This is a genomic window from Rhodococcus sp. B7740 (assembly GCF_000954115.1).
Classification (GTDB): domain Bacteria; phylum Actinomycetota; class Actinomycetes; order Mycobacteriales; family Mycobacteriaceae; genus Rhodococcoides.
The window spans coordinates 3,199,182-3,213,309 of record NZ_CP010797.1 but is presented as its reverse complement, the minus strand read 5'-3'; the positions used below and the strand labels follow the sequence as shown (position 1 = coordinate 3,213,309).

General features: G+C 64.5%; 14 protein-coding genes. 10 read left to right on the top strand and 4 right to left on the bottom strand.

Going from position 1 to position 14,128, the window contains the following annotated elements:
- The first annotated feature begins 49 nt into the window (after positions 1 to 49).
- Positions 50 to 481, top strand: coding sequence for a type II toxin-antitoxin system Rv0910 family toxin (locus tag NY08_RS14865; protein ID WP_032396598.1), 432 nt, complete (start codon positions 50 to 52; stop codon positions 479 to 481).
- A 166-nt stretch (positions 482 to 647) separates the two neighbouring features.
- Here NY08_RS14865 and NY08_RS14860 read toward each other — a convergent pair whose 3' ends face one another.
- A complete protein-coding gene (locus NY08_RS14860; protein ID WP_045197183.1) occupies positions 648 to 3,002 on the bottom strand; it encodes a transketolase-like TK C-terminal-containing protein in 2,355 nt (784 codons plus the stop codon).
- 271 nt (positions 3,003 to 3,273) lie between these two features.
- Positions 3,274 to 3,882 (bottom strand): TetR/AcrR family transcriptional regulator, encoded by a 609-nt coding sequence (locus tag NY08_RS14855; protein ID WP_045197181.1) that lies wholly within the window; start codon positions 3,880 to 3,882, stop codon positions 3,274 to 3,276.
- 118 nt (positions 3,883 to 4,000) lie between these two features.
- Between NY08_RS14855 and NY08_RS14850 the strand changes: the two genes are divergently transcribed.
- The 3 genes from NY08_RS14850 to NY08_RS14840 are packed head-to-tail and all read left to right on the top strand — an operon-like array spanning position 4,001 to position 7,390.
- A complete protein-coding gene (locus NY08_RS14850) occupies positions 4,001 to 4,636 on the top strand; it encodes a VOC family protein (protein ID WP_045200497.1) in 636 nt (211 codons plus the stop codon).
- Positions 4,637 to 4,676: 40 nt separating this feature from the next.
- A complete protein-coding gene (locus tag NY08_RS14845) occupies positions 4,677 to 5,603 on the top strand; it encodes a fumarylacetoacetate hydrolase family protein (RefSeq protein WP_045197179.1) in 927 nt (308 codons plus the stop codon).
- The gene (locus tag NY08_RS14840) at positions 5,600 to 7,390 is read left to right on the top strand and encodes an FAD-dependent monooxygenase (RefSeq protein ID WP_045197176.1); all 1,791 of its coding nucleotides are present in this window, start codon (positions 5,600 to 5,602) and stop codon (positions 7,388 to 7,390) included. Before NY08_RS14845 ends, NY08_RS14840 begins: the two co-directional genes overlap by 4 nt.
- Before the next feature lie 70 nt (positions 7,391 to 7,460).
- Here the strand turns inward: NY08_RS14840 and NY08_RS14835 are convergent, their stop codons facing one another.
- The gene (locus NY08_RS14835) at positions 7,461 to 8,342 is read right to left on the bottom strand and encodes an alpha/beta fold hydrolase (RefSeq protein WP_045197174.1); all 882 of its coding nucleotides are present in this window, start codon (positions 8,340 to 8,342) and stop codon (positions 7,461 to 7,463) included.
- Positions 8,343 to 8,512: 170 nt separating this feature from the next.
- Here NY08_RS14835 and NY08_RS14830 point away from each other — a divergent pair, with 170 nt between their 5' ends.
- Together NY08_RS14830 and NY08_RS14825 are read left to right on the top strand one after the other, a co-directional pair.
- Entirely contained in the window at positions 8,513 to 9,493 is a 981-nt protein-coding gene (locus tag NY08_RS14830) for an NmrA family NAD(P)-binding protein (protein WP_045197172.1), read from the top strand.
- Positions 9,494 to 9,591: 98 nt separating this feature from the next.
- Positions 9,592 to 10,353 (top strand): lysophospholipid acyltransferase family protein, encoded by a 762-nt coding sequence (locus NY08_RS14825; RefSeq protein WP_045197171.1) that lies wholly within the window; start codon positions 9,592 to 9,594, stop codon positions 10,351 to 10,353.
- Positions 10,354 to 10,359: 6 nt separating this feature from the next.
- Here NY08_RS14825 and NY08_RS14820 read toward each other — a convergent pair whose 3' ends face one another.
- Positions 10,360 to 11,037 (bottom strand): TetR/AcrR family transcriptional regulator, encoded by a 678-nt coding sequence (locus NY08_RS14820; protein WP_045197169.1) that lies wholly within the window; start codon positions 11,035 to 11,037, stop codon positions 10,360 to 10,362.
- Between the two features lie 160 nt (positions 11,038 to 11,197).
- Between NY08_RS14820 and NY08_RS14815 the strand changes: the two genes are divergently transcribed.
- Genes NY08_RS14815 through NY08_RS14800 form a run of 4 tightly spaced genes read left to right on the top strand, consistent with a single transcriptional unit; the run spans position 11,198 to position 14,125 of the window.
- Positions 11,198 to 12,400, top strand: coding sequence for a cytochrome P450 (locus tag NY08_RS14815; protein WP_045200495.1), 1,203 nt, complete (start codon positions 11,198 to 11,200; stop codon positions 12,398 to 12,400).
- Complete coding sequence (locus tag NY08_RS14810; protein ID WP_045197166.1) at positions 12,397 to 12,594, top strand: ferredoxin; 198 nt, start codon at positions 12,397 to 12,399, stop codon at positions 12,592 to 12,594. Before NY08_RS14815 ends, NY08_RS14810 begins: the two co-directional genes overlap by 4 nt.
- Positions 12,591 to 13,733 carry an NAD(P)/FAD-dependent oxidoreductase gene (locus NY08_RS14805; RefSeq protein ID WP_045197164.1) on the top strand — a complete coding sequence of 381 codons (1,143 nt, stop codon included), beginning with the start codon at positions 12,591 to 12,593 and terminating at the stop codon, positions 13,731 to 13,733. The genes NY08_RS14810 and NY08_RS14805 overlap by 4 nt, the downstream gene beginning before the upstream one ends.
- Positions 13,734 to 13,744: 11 nt before the next feature.
- Positions 13,745 to 14,125, top strand: coding sequence for a hypothetical protein (locus tag NY08_RS14800; RefSeq protein ID WP_045197162.1), 381 nt, complete (start codon positions 13,745 to 13,747; stop codon positions 14,123 to 14,125).
- Positions 14,126 to 14,128: the final 3 nt, after the last annotated feature.

Genomic DNA, 14,128 nt, shown 5'->3' with positions numbered 1-14,128 from the left:
ATCCTATGGCGTAGTGGTGAAACACCGTCCTCGAGCGAAGGAACCTCCGATGCTGAACATCACCATGACGCAGGAACTGCCTGCCTCGCAGAACGACGTGTGGGCAACTCTGTCCGACGTCAGCACCTTCGAGAAGTGGCATGCCCTGCACGAGGAGTGGGTGGAGACGCCCCCGAGGGACCTCGAAGTCGGGTCGACGATGGTCGAGAAGATCAAGATCGCGAGCATCATCGACACCATCGAGTTCCAGGTCGAAAGTCTGCGTGCGCCGGAGGAATTGGTCCTGGTGGGTGCCGGGTCGACCGGATCGAAGATTCGGCTGACGATGAACTGCGCCGCTCGCGGAGGCGGCTCCGCCGTCACCCTCGAGCTGGAGGTGACCAGTCCGTTGTTGTTCGGAGTGGTGGGCAAGGCGCTGCAGGGCACGTTCAGGAAGAAGCTCACCGCCACCCTGAACGGACTCGCGGAGTACCTCGCGTGAAACGCCGATCGCCCCGCACGTGCGAGCGGGGCGATCGGAGAGTTCGAATTGTCAGTCGAGACGAGCTGCTGTGTAACCGTTTTCGAGCAAGCCCGACATCGCCGAGGTAGCGAGCGGCACCGTCGACGATGCGGTCATGGCTGCGTTCGCTGTCGAAGGAGCCCTGTCACCGACCGGTCACATCGAGAGCTGCGCCCACGATGGAATCGGTGTCGATTCGGTGGTGCTTGTACACCTCGTCGAGTGAGCCCACCTGTCCGAAGTTGCTCACACCCAACGATGTCGACGCAACCCTGTTGACGGTGGCGAGGAACGCGAGGGTGTGTGGATGCCCGTCGAGCACCGTCACCATCGGGGTCGCTCGGTCGGCGGGCAGCAGTTGATCGAGAATCCAGGATTCGCCGACGTGGTGTCCTTGCCGCGCCTGGAGCGCGCGGTAGAGCTCGCCAGGGCTGGTGATGCACAGAACGTCGGCGATGACACCGATCCGCTCCAAACGCTCTGCGGCGTCCAGCGCTTCGGTCATCAACGCGCCCATGGCGGCGATGGTCACCGTTGCTCCGTCTCGACGCACCAGCGGATAGCCGCCCGCGACCACCTGCCGACGCCTGCGTTCCCGGGCAGCCGGATCGCTGGGGACGTCCGCCTTCGACTGATCGACGGGACGCGTCGACAGACGCAGGTATGCCGAGGAGCCGTCGGGGCGTCCGAGTCGGCCGATGCTGGCGAGCAGTGTCCATTCGACGTCGATGGCGAATGCGGGCTCGTAGGTGATGCAGCCGGGCTGCTCCAGTCCGATGGACGGGGTCTTGATCGACTGGTGCGCACCACCTTCCGCGGCCAGGGTGACTCCCGACGGCGTGCCGACCAGAATCGACTGACCACCCGCGTAGATGCCGTAAGACCACGGCTCGAGTGCGCGCTCGACGAAGGGGTCGTACATGACCCCGATCGGGAACAGCGGCTCCCCCCACCGACTCCACGTGGCACCGAGCTCGCCCATCAGGCCGACCAGGTTGGTCTCTGCGATACCGAGTTCCATGTGCTGACCGGACGGCCCTTCGCGCCAGTGCATGATCGTCTCGGCGTCGTCGCCGAACCAGTCGTGCCGATCCGACGACGACCAGACGCCGACCTTGTTGACCCAACCGCCGAGGTTGGTGGTCGAACTGACGTCGGGACTGACCGTGACGACACGACGAGCCGCGTCGGGGGCTTCTCGGGTGAGGTCGATCAGGGTGCGTCCCAGCGCGGCCTGCGTGGTGGCCGTGCCCTTGGGGGTGCGTCCGATGTCGGTGGGGACGGCAGGTGGCGTCGACGCCGGAATCGGTTCGCGGCGTAGCCGTTCGGCGGTGGCAGTGCACAGCCGGCCGGGTCCGCTGTCGGAATCGAAGCGGCCCCAGGGCTTCTCGGGGTCGGTGCCGAGGGTACGTGCGAGTTCTGCGTACTCCTCGACGGTCAACAGTGAGGAGTGGTTCTGCGGATGTCCCTGGGTCGGCAGGCCGAACCCCTTGACCGTGTACGCGATGATCACGGTGGGGCGGGTGTCGTCGATGCGAGAGTAGGCCTCGCGCAACGCATCCAGATCGTGTCCACCCAGGTTGCGAATGGACTCGGTCAGTAGTGTGTCGTCGAGATCGGCGATCAGGTCGGCAATGGCGGTGGCGTCGGGACCCGATCCGGGAAGTCTGGTGCGCACCTCCTCGGCGGTGCAGCGCAGCAGGCGTTGGTATTCCGGATTCGGCATGTCCAGAATGCGCGTGCGCAATGCGTCGCCACCCGGCTTGGCGAACAGGTCCTCGAGCAACCGGCCGAACTTGACGGTGATGACCTGCCAGCCGGCGGCGTCGAACATCTTCTCGAGGCGACGCGCAGCGATGTTGGGGACCACTCGGTCCAGCGACTGACGGTTGAGGTCGACGATCCAGACGATCTCGCCGAGCTCGGCGATGCCCGGGTCGATGATCGCCTCCCAGACCGCGCCTTCGTCGAGTTCCGCATCGCCGACCAACGAGTACTGCCGTCCGCTGAAGCCGGGCGTCTTCGGTGTGGATTCCTCCGGGCCGAACCGGTCCTCGACGAAGCGTCGGGACATCGCTCCCCAGATCGGTGCCGTAGCACCGATGCCGACCGATCCGGTGGAGTAGTCGACGGTGTCCGGGTCCTTGGCCCGCGAGGGGTATGACTGCAGACCGCCGTATGCGCGCAGTGTCGTCAGGTACTTCTGGTCCAGCTCACCCAGCAGGTAGTTGATCGCGTGCAGCACCGGCGAGGCATGAGGCTTGACCGACACACGGTCGCCTGGCTGCAGCTGCTCGAACCACAGCGAGGTCATGATCGAGACCATCGACGCGCAGGAGGCTTGGTGGCCGCCGACCTTGAGTCCGGTCGGGTTGGGCCGAATTCGATTGGCATGGTGAATCATCGACGTCGACAGCCACAGCACCCGCTGGGCGAGCTCGTGCAGATCGTGGTGATCACCGGTGGGTGAGCGGTGATCGGCGGGACTGATGCTGGTCATGACAGGTGCTCCTGAAGCGACGTCGAATGTGCCGGGGGCACGAAGAAGGTAGAGCGGACGAGGGAGAACCGAGTGCGGTTCTGCGGTCCGGGCGGGCGTTCGGGTTTCGAATCGCCGAGAGGATGCAACTGAGCTGCGATGGGAGACAGTGCACCAGCAGCCTGCGTTGTTGCGCAAGTGCTGAGTCCCGCAGGGTGCATATTGCTCAATATCCGGTGCAGGAGCGTGGGCGAATATGGTCGTTCTGACCTCTTCCGAGACGCCGGTGGGTCTACTTCGATGCGTCGACGACCGCTTCGAAGGCGTCGACCACCAGCGCTACGATCGCATCGAGTTCGAGCCCTGGAGTGTCGAAGTAGGCGTCTGCTGTGCGGTCTAGAAAGCCGGTCCATCCCGAGATCGCGGCCGCCTGGAGCGGGGACAGTGGATCGGGCAGCTCGGCCAGGGCTGCGACCTGACGTGCGCCCTCGGCCCGTGCCTCTCGGACGGCATGTTCGACGACGGAATCGCCCAATTCACCTTCCCGGACCACTCGGACGTAGAGGGCACGGTGGCGCTCGAGAAATTCGATATGGCGTCGCACGAAACCTTCCATGCGTGCGCGCACGGATGTCTCGTCGGCGGCGGGCTCCTGAGACTCGGCCAGCTTCGACAGCACGTCGGCGAGGGCGGCCGCGACCAGGCCTTGTTTGTCGGTGAAGTAGTAGAACAGCAGTCCGTGTGCGACGCCCGCTCGACGGGAGATCGCGGCCGCGCTGATGTCGGCGCTGTTGCCCTCGGCCAGCAGCTCGATGGCGGCGTCGATCAAGGCCTGCCGACGGTCCAGTCGGGGGCGGGCACGGCGAGACCGCTCGGCACCGGTGGGCGAGTTGTTCGACACCGATCCGACATTAGCCCACCCGGCGCGATCTCTCCTGACGCTCGATCAATTTCTTGACTGACAGTCAAAGTGGTCGTAGCGTAGGTCACAACAGGTGACCCGAGGAAAGGCTCGTTCGATGAGTGCGACGCAGGATGCAGGGAGTCGGAGAGCGCCGAGGGTTGCTCCCGATCTCATCGCCCACTGGGTGGTCAAGTCGGCTCGCACCGAGGAGATGGTGCGCTGGTACGGAGCGGTGTTCGGTGCCGAGATCGTCTACCAGGACGAGGGAATCACGTTCTTGACCTGGGACGACGAGTCGCATCGACTGGCGATCATCGCCGTTCCGAAGCCGGTCAGGTTCCTCTTCCCGTTCTCCAAGTTCAAGCGCAAGGCATACGGGATCGATCACATCGCGTTGACGTTCGTTTCGCTCGAGCGGTTGTTGGAGAACTACGTGCGGCTCAAGCGGTTGGGCATCCTCCCCGTCTGGTCGATCAATCACGGACCGACGATCTCGCTCTACTACGAGGATCCCGACGGGGTGCGCCTCGAGTTCCAGGTCGAGAACTTCGACGCCGAGAACACCGCGGCGTTCTTCTTCACCGAGGAGTTCGCCCAGAACCCGATCGGCGTCAACATCGACCCCGATTACCTGCTCAGCCAGCTGCGCAACGGCGTGCCGCACGAGGAGCTTCGCCGACGCGAGGCCGGAACTCGGCCGGGCCATCCGGTGGTCGCGAACAAGAAGACCATCACGCCGAAAACATTGTGAACGCGCCGATTTCGATCGAACCAGGGGGATAGAGACTCACATGTCAGTCAACGTAGTCCGGACCATCGACGGTTGGTGGCGCCTCGACGGCGACCGTGCAATCCGTATCGAGACGACGGCCGAGACCACCCGCGAACTTCTTGCCGACCGCGACGCCATCACCGGTGCGTCGGGCGCAGGGTCGAGTGTCGACGAGCTGGAGCTCGTATCTCCGGTCACCACACCGTGCCGGGTGGTGGCGCAGCTGCTCAATTATCGGTCGCACGCGATCGACGCGGGTTCCGATCCGAACACGTTGCAGCCGACGTTCTTTCGTAAGTCCTCGGCGTCGGTCAGTGGTCCGTTCGATCCCATCCGCCAGCCACCCGAGGTGGCGCTGTTGGACTACGAGATCGAACTGGGGATCGTCGTCGGTGCCGAGATTCCCATCGGTACGACGGTCACCGACGAGAACCTCTCGGATTACGTAGCCGGGGTGATCGTGGCGAACGATGTGTCCGCGCGGGAGATCCAGTTGACGAAAGTTCAGGTGTACGAGAGCAAGTCGTATCCCACGTTCACCCCGTTGGGTCCTCGGTTGGTGCTGTTGGACAACGACGAGCTCCGCCGCATCCCCGAGCTGCACATGACGCTGGCGGTCAACGGCGAGACGCGCCAGGACCAGACGATCGGCAACGACCTGATCACTCCGCCGGCCGAGGCGCTCACCAGGCTGGCCCGCTTCCAGAACATGACTGCCGGCGACGTACTCCTCACCGGAACACCGATCGGCACCGCCATTTCCGCGCCGCCCAAGATCGTGCAGAAGATCGGTGAGTTGATTCCGCCGGCGCTGAAGTGGAAGTTCTTCTTCGCCCGGCAGGCGAAGAATCCCGATTACCTCTCGGTCGACGATGTGATCACTGCCGGTATCAGGACCGCCGACGGAGCCATCGATCTCGGGATGCAGGAGACGGTGGTCCGATGACCGTGCCGATCGCCGTGGTCGGAGCCGGACCGGCCGGTTGTACCGCCGCGTTGCTGTTGGCACGCAGAGGGATTCGCAGTGTCGTTCTCGAGCGCCGCAACGCGCCCCTGTTTCATCCCGCCGCGCACGTGATCAACGCCCGCACTCTCGAGATCTGGAACGAATACAGCTCCGAGTTGGCGCGCTCGATCGCTGCGATGTCGCCGCCGCACGAGACCGTCAATCTCATCAGCTGGTTCGGGAATCTCGCGGACGAGGCCATCGGTTCGATCGACCTGCTCTCGGACCCCGAGCGCAAGGCAATCGTCGAGAGCCAGAGTCCGTTCCTGGTCTCGCACATAGGTCAGCATCTGTTGATGCCGGCACTGTGGGATGCGCTCGACGCCGAACCGCTGATCGAGTTTCGCCGCGGATGCGCTGTCGAGTCCGTCGACACCGACTCGTCCGGTGCACGTGTGCGTGGGCGTTGCGCAAGCGGAGTGGCCGAGATCGAGGCCGAGTACGTGCTGGCATGCGATGGTGCGAACAGCGCGACACGAGACGGTACCGGGGTCGGACTGACCGGACCTGTCCTGGCGAACATGGGCAGTGCCTTCTTCACCTCGAAGACACTCTTCCCCGATGATGCTCGGCCGCTGCTCAGTTGGATCTACACGCCGGACCTGTGCGGAGTGATGATCGCGCATGCCGACCATCGATACATTCTGATGACGGCGTACCTGCACCCCGACCAGGAGATCGCCAAGGACAGTCGAGCCTACTGGTCACGCACGCTGCCGAAGGTGTTGGGAGACCACGACTTCGATCTGGAATCGACCGGAACCTGGGTGATGACATCGCAGACCGCCGATGCGTTCCGTCGTGGCCGTCTGCTCCTGCTCGGCGATGCGGCGCACCGGTTTCCGCACACCGGTGGTTTCGGGCTGAACTCGGGTGTTCAGGATGCCCACAATCTGGCCTGGAAGCTCGACGCCGTTCTGTCCGGCACCGCGTCCCCGTCTCTGTTGGACACCTACGAGACCGAGCGTCGTCCGGTGGTGGAGAAGTTCGCCGAGCAGAGTGTGGCGAACCACTTCCGGATGGACGACATCGGAAAGAGGGTGGGCATCACCAACAAGATGTTAGCGAAAGCGACTCAGGTGGTGGGTCGGCCGCCGCTGAACAAGGTTCCGGGAAAGCTGATCGCGCCACTGGCTGCCGCTGCCACCCGGAAGCAGATGGCGCGATCGCACAAAGTCGATCCCGACGCACCCGGGTCCGCCCAGCTTCGTCGCGAGATCGCCGACGCCATCCCGCTTCAGGTCGAGCATTTCGTGTCGATCGGCTTGCAATTCGGTTACCTCTACGCCAGTCCGTTGATCGCACGGGACCCGTCGGCAAAGCCCGCCGAAGACGTGGTGGATTACCTGCCCACGACCTACCCGGGGGCAAGACTCCCCCACGCGATGGTCTCGGTGGGTGGTGCGCAGGTGGCGGTGCACGAGACACTCGACCCGAACACACTGTCGCTGTTCACTTTCGATGGCGACAGATGGGCAGGCGTGGTGTCCGAGCTCGAGAAGGTCGGACCCGGCGTCACCTTGATCTCTGCGGAACTACCGGCAGGTGCCGCTCGGGACGAGCTGATCGGACTGTACGAGGTGGGTGAGACCGGAGCGGTGCTCGTGCGGCCCGACGGCCATGTCGCCTGGCGCTCATCGGCATCGGGTGAGGACGCCAGGCGGGAGCTGAGCGAGTTCGTGAGCCGACAATGGGGGCACTACTTCGCGGTGTCCGCCCGCGTGTAGCCCTCGCGCGACACGAACCGATGGTGCCCTACATTCGGCAGGGCATCATCGGTCGTGCTCGACGAAGCGTTCAGCGCTGTTGTGCCGGAATGTCCAGGAAGGCAGTCAGTTCGGCCAGGAACTCGGTCGGTTTCTCGATGTGCGGCCAATGTCCGGTGCCCTCGATCTCGACTGCGGTGGCGGTCGGAACGGCGTCGAGGAACCGCTGGACGTCGGCGGGCGGTGACAGGGGATCGCCCGGTCCGCGGATGATCCGCGTCGGGCAGGTGACGCGGTCCAGCCCTGCACTCGGGTCCGCGGATGCGGTGGACAGCAGCGCCGGGAAGGATCCCGGTGCGCCCAATGCGAACATCACCTGGTCCATGAGCTCGGGATCGAGTCGGTCGGTCCGGTTCACGAACGGCCCGAGTGTGGCTTTGAGGATCTTGGGCGATCGTGCGGCCCTGTGCGCCAACCAATTCGGCATGGGCAGGCTGATGGTGATCAATTCGGCCAACAGGGTTGCTACCGCGCGTGGTTGGTCACGGATGGTGCTGATCGGACGTCGGGTGAGGCCGGTGAGCGTGAGGATCGGTCCACCGGTCACGACGAGGCGCTCGACCAGTTCCGGGTGCTCCGCGGCCAGGCGCGTCGCCACGATCGAACCCATCGAGTGTCCGACGAACGTAGCGCGCGTGATACCGAGGGTCGAGCACGTGGCGGCGACGGAATCAGCGAGTGCGGCGAAGCTGCTGTGCCCCCGTGAGTACTGCGAGCCACCGAAGCCGGGGAGGTCGATGCCGATGGCTCGATGCGACCGCGCGACCTCGGGAAGGATCTCGACGAACCAGCGCCAACTGGCCGAAATTCCGTGCAGGAAGATCACGACGTCGTCCTGGGTCGGATTGAGGTCGACGAGGTGGATACGCGATCCGTCCACATCTATGTCACGAGTGTGTTTGTCCCACTTCATGTCTTGCCATCGTCGGAGGTCGGATTGGGTCACTTCGCAACTTTCTCTCGAGGGATCGGTGGCGGGACGAAACGAAACATTGACTATCAGTCAGTTTTTTCAGTATCGTACATTTTGACTTCAAGTCAATATGTGACTTGTTCGAACTCGGCAGTCGAAAGAGGTGCACGATGATCCTGGTGACAGGTTCCGGCGGTGGCGTCGGACGCGCAGTGCTGCGCGAACTGCACGGACGCGGAGAAAAGGTCCGCGCCTTCGTCAAGGACGAGAAGCAGGCCGCGGGCGCGAGGGCAGATGGAGCGAACGATGTCGTGATCGGCGACATTCGATCGGCAGCGGATGTGCTGACGGCGACCACCGATGTTCGACGGCTGTTCCATATCCATCCGACGTCCCTCGTGCACGAAGTATCGATCGCCGAACACATCGTCGCCGCGTGCCGTGCGAACGGTGTCGAGCACGTCGTCTACCACTCGGTGATCCATCCCGAGATCGAGAAGATGTTTCACCATCAGGAGAAGGGTCGCGTCGAGGAGGTGTTCCGGCGATCGGGGATCGCCTCCACCAACCTGAGGGCCTCGCACTTCATGCAGAACTACCTGGACTTCTGGGAGTTCGTGCAGGGTGGTGTTCTGCCGTACCCGACGTCGCCGAATTCGGTGATGGGGGTCGTCGACGCCGAGGACGTGAGCGAGGTCGCGGCGAACATCCTGACCGTACCCGAGGGGCACGAGGGGCAGACGTACGATCTGTCGTCGCATGAGCTCGATCGACACGAGATGGCACGCATCTGGTCCGACGTTCTCGGACATCGCGTGTCTGCTGTGCGACTCCCACCGGCGTCTCTGCAGAATCCGCTGCGAGGTGCAGGCGCGCTCGCCACCGTCGTTGTCAAGTCGTTGCTGTCCACCAGGATTCAGGCACCTCGGCAGGTGATTCGTGGGCTCGCGCAGTCCTCGAATGCCCGGGGAATCCGCAACTGGCCTCAGGATTCGCGAGATTGCTACGAGGGCATGATGAACTACTACGACAAGAACGGACTGCCGGCGGGTGACATGACGGTGCTGCCGAAGCTGCTCTCCCGCCCTGCCACCACCTATCGCGAGTTCGCGGTCCGCGAAGCCGAACGCAGAGGGGTTCGGCGAGCATGAGTCTCCCCGCGGACGCTCGAGTTCCGGCGAGAAGCGTGAATTCGAGGACGGGGGTGGATCGCACCCGGTGATGCGGGATCGCCCGCTAGAGTGCGGCCATGCACAAAGTACCTCGCGCGATTCGCGCCATGGGAATCAACGCGGTCCGTCTCTACAACCGCCTGGAAGTGTCCGTCGCACAACCGGTTCCCGACGAGCCGGTGTTGTTCGTGTGCAATCACGGGTTCGGCGGAGTGATCGATCTGAACGTGTTCGCGTTCGCGGCGGCGTACGACGATCTGAAGCTGTCCAGGGAAGTGATCGCGTTGACGCACCAGATCGCGTGGACACTGGGTGCAGGAAAGTTGGTCGAGCCGTTCGGTGCGCGGCCGGCTGCCCGGCAGAATGCGCTCGATGCGTTCGACGAGGGACACAATGTCGTGGTCTTCCCCGGTGGTGACCTCGATGCCCTCAAATCGTGGCGGCATCGCAACGAGATCGTCTTCGCCGGACGCAGCGGTTACGCCCGTCTGGCCATGGAAGCCGGGGTGCCGATCGTCCCGGTCGTGACCGCGGGCGCGGGCGAGTCCCTCCTGGTGCTCAGCAGTGGAAAGCGCATCGCCCGAGCGCTCGGGCTGGACAAGACATCGCTTCGAACCAAGACGGTCCCGTTGTCGCTGTCCATCCCCTGGGGCTTCAATGTGGGGGTGGTGGGGTTGCTTCCGTATCTACCGCTGCCCACGAAATTGGAGACGTCGGTCCTCGCTCCCATGCGTCCCGAACCCGACGAGTCCGCAGAGGACTTCGCACACCGAGTCCACTCGGCGATGCAAGCAGAACTCGACGAATTGACGAAGGACCGCACGCCGGTGATCGGCTGACCCGAATCATCGACTCCGATCGTCCGCCTCGGACGTGGGGTCGATGGCGGCATGTACTCCGCCCCGATAGGAGCCAGGAAGTTCTCGACTGCAGAGGCTTTCGGCTTCTTCGGCGGAGATTCCGAGTGCACGGAGAACGCGCTGCGTCGTGCCGTCGACGGTGGCGGCCTCGTCACGCTCGGGTTGCGCGAGTAGCAGTCGTCCCATGGACAGCAGCGAGCCTGCCACGATGGCGAGTGCGACATCCGCGTCGTCCACGTCGAATCGTCCTTGTGCGGCGGCCGATTCGATATCGCGGCGCGAACGCGGTGCCAGGCCCCCGGCTGCGGCGAATGCCGCGGCTTCGGAGTTCAGCAGGACGCGACTGAGTTCCGGCTCGAGGCGGAAGAGGCGTCCGGACAATCGAAAGGATTGGGTGAATTTCTCCACCGCGTCGTCGAGGTCGACGGTGAGCGAGTCGAGATAGTCGCCTGCGGATTCGAGGGCCGAGTCGATGGCCGCCTGCCACAGCTCTTCTTTGCTCTCGAAGTAGTTGTAGAACGATCCATTGCTGACGTCGGCGGCCTGCGTGATCTCGAGGACCGGTGCGTTGGTGTTTCCGCTGGCGAGAAGCCCTTGAGCGGCGCGGATCAGCGCGGCTCTTGTGCGTGCCTTGCGGCGCTCGACGCGGTTGCCTTCGGTCACGATCTGCTCCTGGTCTGCGGTGTGAGTGAGGGCAGCCTATCGCGTTCCATTCATGACGAATTCGTCAAAAAGCTTGACGGTCAGCTGTGTCATGGGTGACGATATCGTCAATATCCTGTGCAGGCAGGGCGAAGTTACTCTTCCGGCGGCGAAGGACCTCATGACAACGAACGCGACGATTCCCCAGTACCGCACCGACATCTACTCCACCGATGCGATCCTCGATCCGTACCCGCACTACGCGAGGCTCCGGGCACTCGGACCGGTGGTGTGGCTGCCGAATCAGCAGGTGTTCGCCATCTCGCGTTATGCCGACTGCAAGAAGGTCCTGCTCGACGACGAGACCTTCATCTCCGGGGACGGGGTCGGACTCAATCCGGTTGCCAACAGGCTCGGACGCGGCACGACGCTCAACAGCGACGGTGACGAGCACGCGACCAAGCGTGGGGTTCTCGCGCACCGCTTGACCCCGAAGGCCGTGCGAAAAATGAAGGCCGCGGTGGAGGAGAAGGCGGAGGGCATCGTCGATGCGGCCCTGAGCAAGAAGTTCGTCGACGGTGTCGACGACCTCGCCACCGCGCTGCCGATGTCCGTCGTGCCCGACCTCGTCGGGTGGCCCGAGGACGGTCGTGAGGAGCTGCTCCGTTGGGCTGGAGCAACATTCGACTCGCTCGGGCCCGTCAATCGTCACTCCGTCACGGCCGTGAAGGCGGCCACCGAGATGCTCGCGTTCTCCAGGAAGGTGGTGCGGCAGCGATCGGTGCTCCCCGGGAGCATGGGCGACGACGTGCTCAAAGCCGCCGACGAGAACAAGATCAGCAAGTCCGCATGCCCGGCACTGATGATCGACTACCTCGGCCCATCGCTCGACACGACGATCGGAGCGATCTCCGGGGCACTCGATCTGTTCGCTCGCTACCCCGAGCAGTGGCAGGCCGTCCGGCAGGATCCGGATCTGATTCCCAACGCCGTCAACGAGGTCGTCCGGTACGAATCACCCATCAGGGCCTTCTCTCGCCGAGCAGTGCGCGACGTCGAGATCGATGGATCGCGAATCCCGCAAGGTGCACGCGTGCTGGTGGTCTACGCGTCGGCGAACCGGGACGAACGCGAGTGGGACAACCCCGACGCATTCGACGTCACCCGTGACGCCGCAAGGCAACTCGGATTCGGATCAGGAGCGCATGGGTGTGCGGGTCAGGGTCTGGCGCGCCTCGAAGCGCAGACCATGCTCCGAGTGCTGGCGCGAAGAGTCGAACGGTTCGTCCCGTCGGGAACGCCGAAACGGGCCGTCAACAACGTCATTCACCGCTACGAAAAGTTGCCGCTGACATTGGTGGCCACAGAAGGGACACAGCAATGAGAATCGACGTCGACTGGGATCGGTGCGAAGGCCACGGCATCTGCGCCGAGCAGGCCCCGGAGGTGTTCGGTCTGGACGACGAGGGCGAGCTTCACTATGCCTTCGACGGCAACGACATTCCGGATGACCAGCAGGCTGCCGCACGATCGGCCGTCGGCGTCTGTCCGGTGGCCGCGCTCCGAGAGAGCAAGTGAGCACCACAGAACGTCGGATCGTCATCGTCGGAGACTCCATCGCGGGCTGCACCGCAGCCCGTGAGGTGCGCGCGCGAGGACATGACGGCGCACTCACCGTGATCGGTGCCGACGCCGACGGCTACTACGCCAGGCCGCCGCTGTCGAAGCACGTGCTCAAAGGCGATGGGGCCGAGGCGGAAACGTGGGATCTGTCCGATCTCGACATCACTGCCGTCGTCGATCGCGCCGTATCGGTCGACACCGATCGACGCACCGTGACCACGGCCGACGGCACCGATGTCGCCTACGACGCGCTCATCGTTGCGACCGGGGCGTCGGCCCGTCGTATCGCCGGCCCGGATCAGATGGGCGAGAACGTCTTACGGACGTTCGCCGACGTCCGGGCGCTGCGTCCGAAGCTGGACGAGGCTCGAACCGCGATCGTCGTCGGCGCTGGCTTCCTCGGTCTGGAAGTTGCCACCGCGTGCGCCGCTCGCGGTGTCGAGGTCACCGTCGTCGATGTCGATCCACCGCTGCAGCGGCTCCTCGGGCCGTTTCTGTCCGAGGCGATCGACCGGCGCGCGAAGGAATGGTCGATCGAGTTCGTCCTGGTCGACGGGCCGGTTGGCTTGACCGGGGATCCGGTGACCGGCATCGAACTCGGTGACGGCACGCGCACAGCCGATCTCGTGGTCACCTGCGCGGGCGATCTTCCCGAGACGGACTGGTTGGAGGGCACCGGGATCGCAGATGCTCGGGGCGTCGCCATCGACGACCAGTGTGCCACCACCGCTCCCGGCGTGTTCGCCGCCGGGGACGTCACCTACTTCCATGACGCGTCGGCCCGAGCTCCGTTCTGGTCCAACGCCGTTGCGCAGGGCAAAGTGGCTGCGGCATCCGCGCTGGGCGTGGAACCGACCTGCGCCCCCACCGACGACTACTTCTGGACCGAGATCCTCGGGTTGCCGATCAAGGTTGTCGGCCCCCTGCCGCTGCAGGGTGACCCGACCGTACTCGAGGGGGCCGTGGACGAGGGGTCGGCCCTCTTGCAGTGGAATCACGACGACGGTCGGGTCACCATCGTGGCCTTCGGTATCAAGAAGCCTGTCGGTCGGCTCCGGCGGCTGGCACGCGACAGCGCTGTCTCGACGAATTGAGGAATGCATTCATGGCCATCGGCTCCACACTCGTACGACGCCTGCCCGAAATCGTCGGGCTCGGCCGCGCCGCCATCGGCGTCGCCCACATGATCGCTCCCACCCGCGCCAACGAACTGCTCGCCGGCCCCGACGCCGCAGTGGCGACCACGCGAGCGGCCGCCCGCACCTTCGGGATTCGAGAAATCTACATCGGCGGTGGGCTGTACGCGGCCACGAAATACGCCCCGAAGCTCGTGCGTCCCTTGCTTCGCGCCGGGGTGGCTGTCGATGTCTGGGACACCGGTGCATTCGCGCTGACCGCGTACCTCCCGCAGAGGACACGCGTGGCAGGCTGCGCCATCGCTGGAGGTTTCGTTGTTGCCGGTGTGCTTGCCGACGTGCAGCTCTGACGC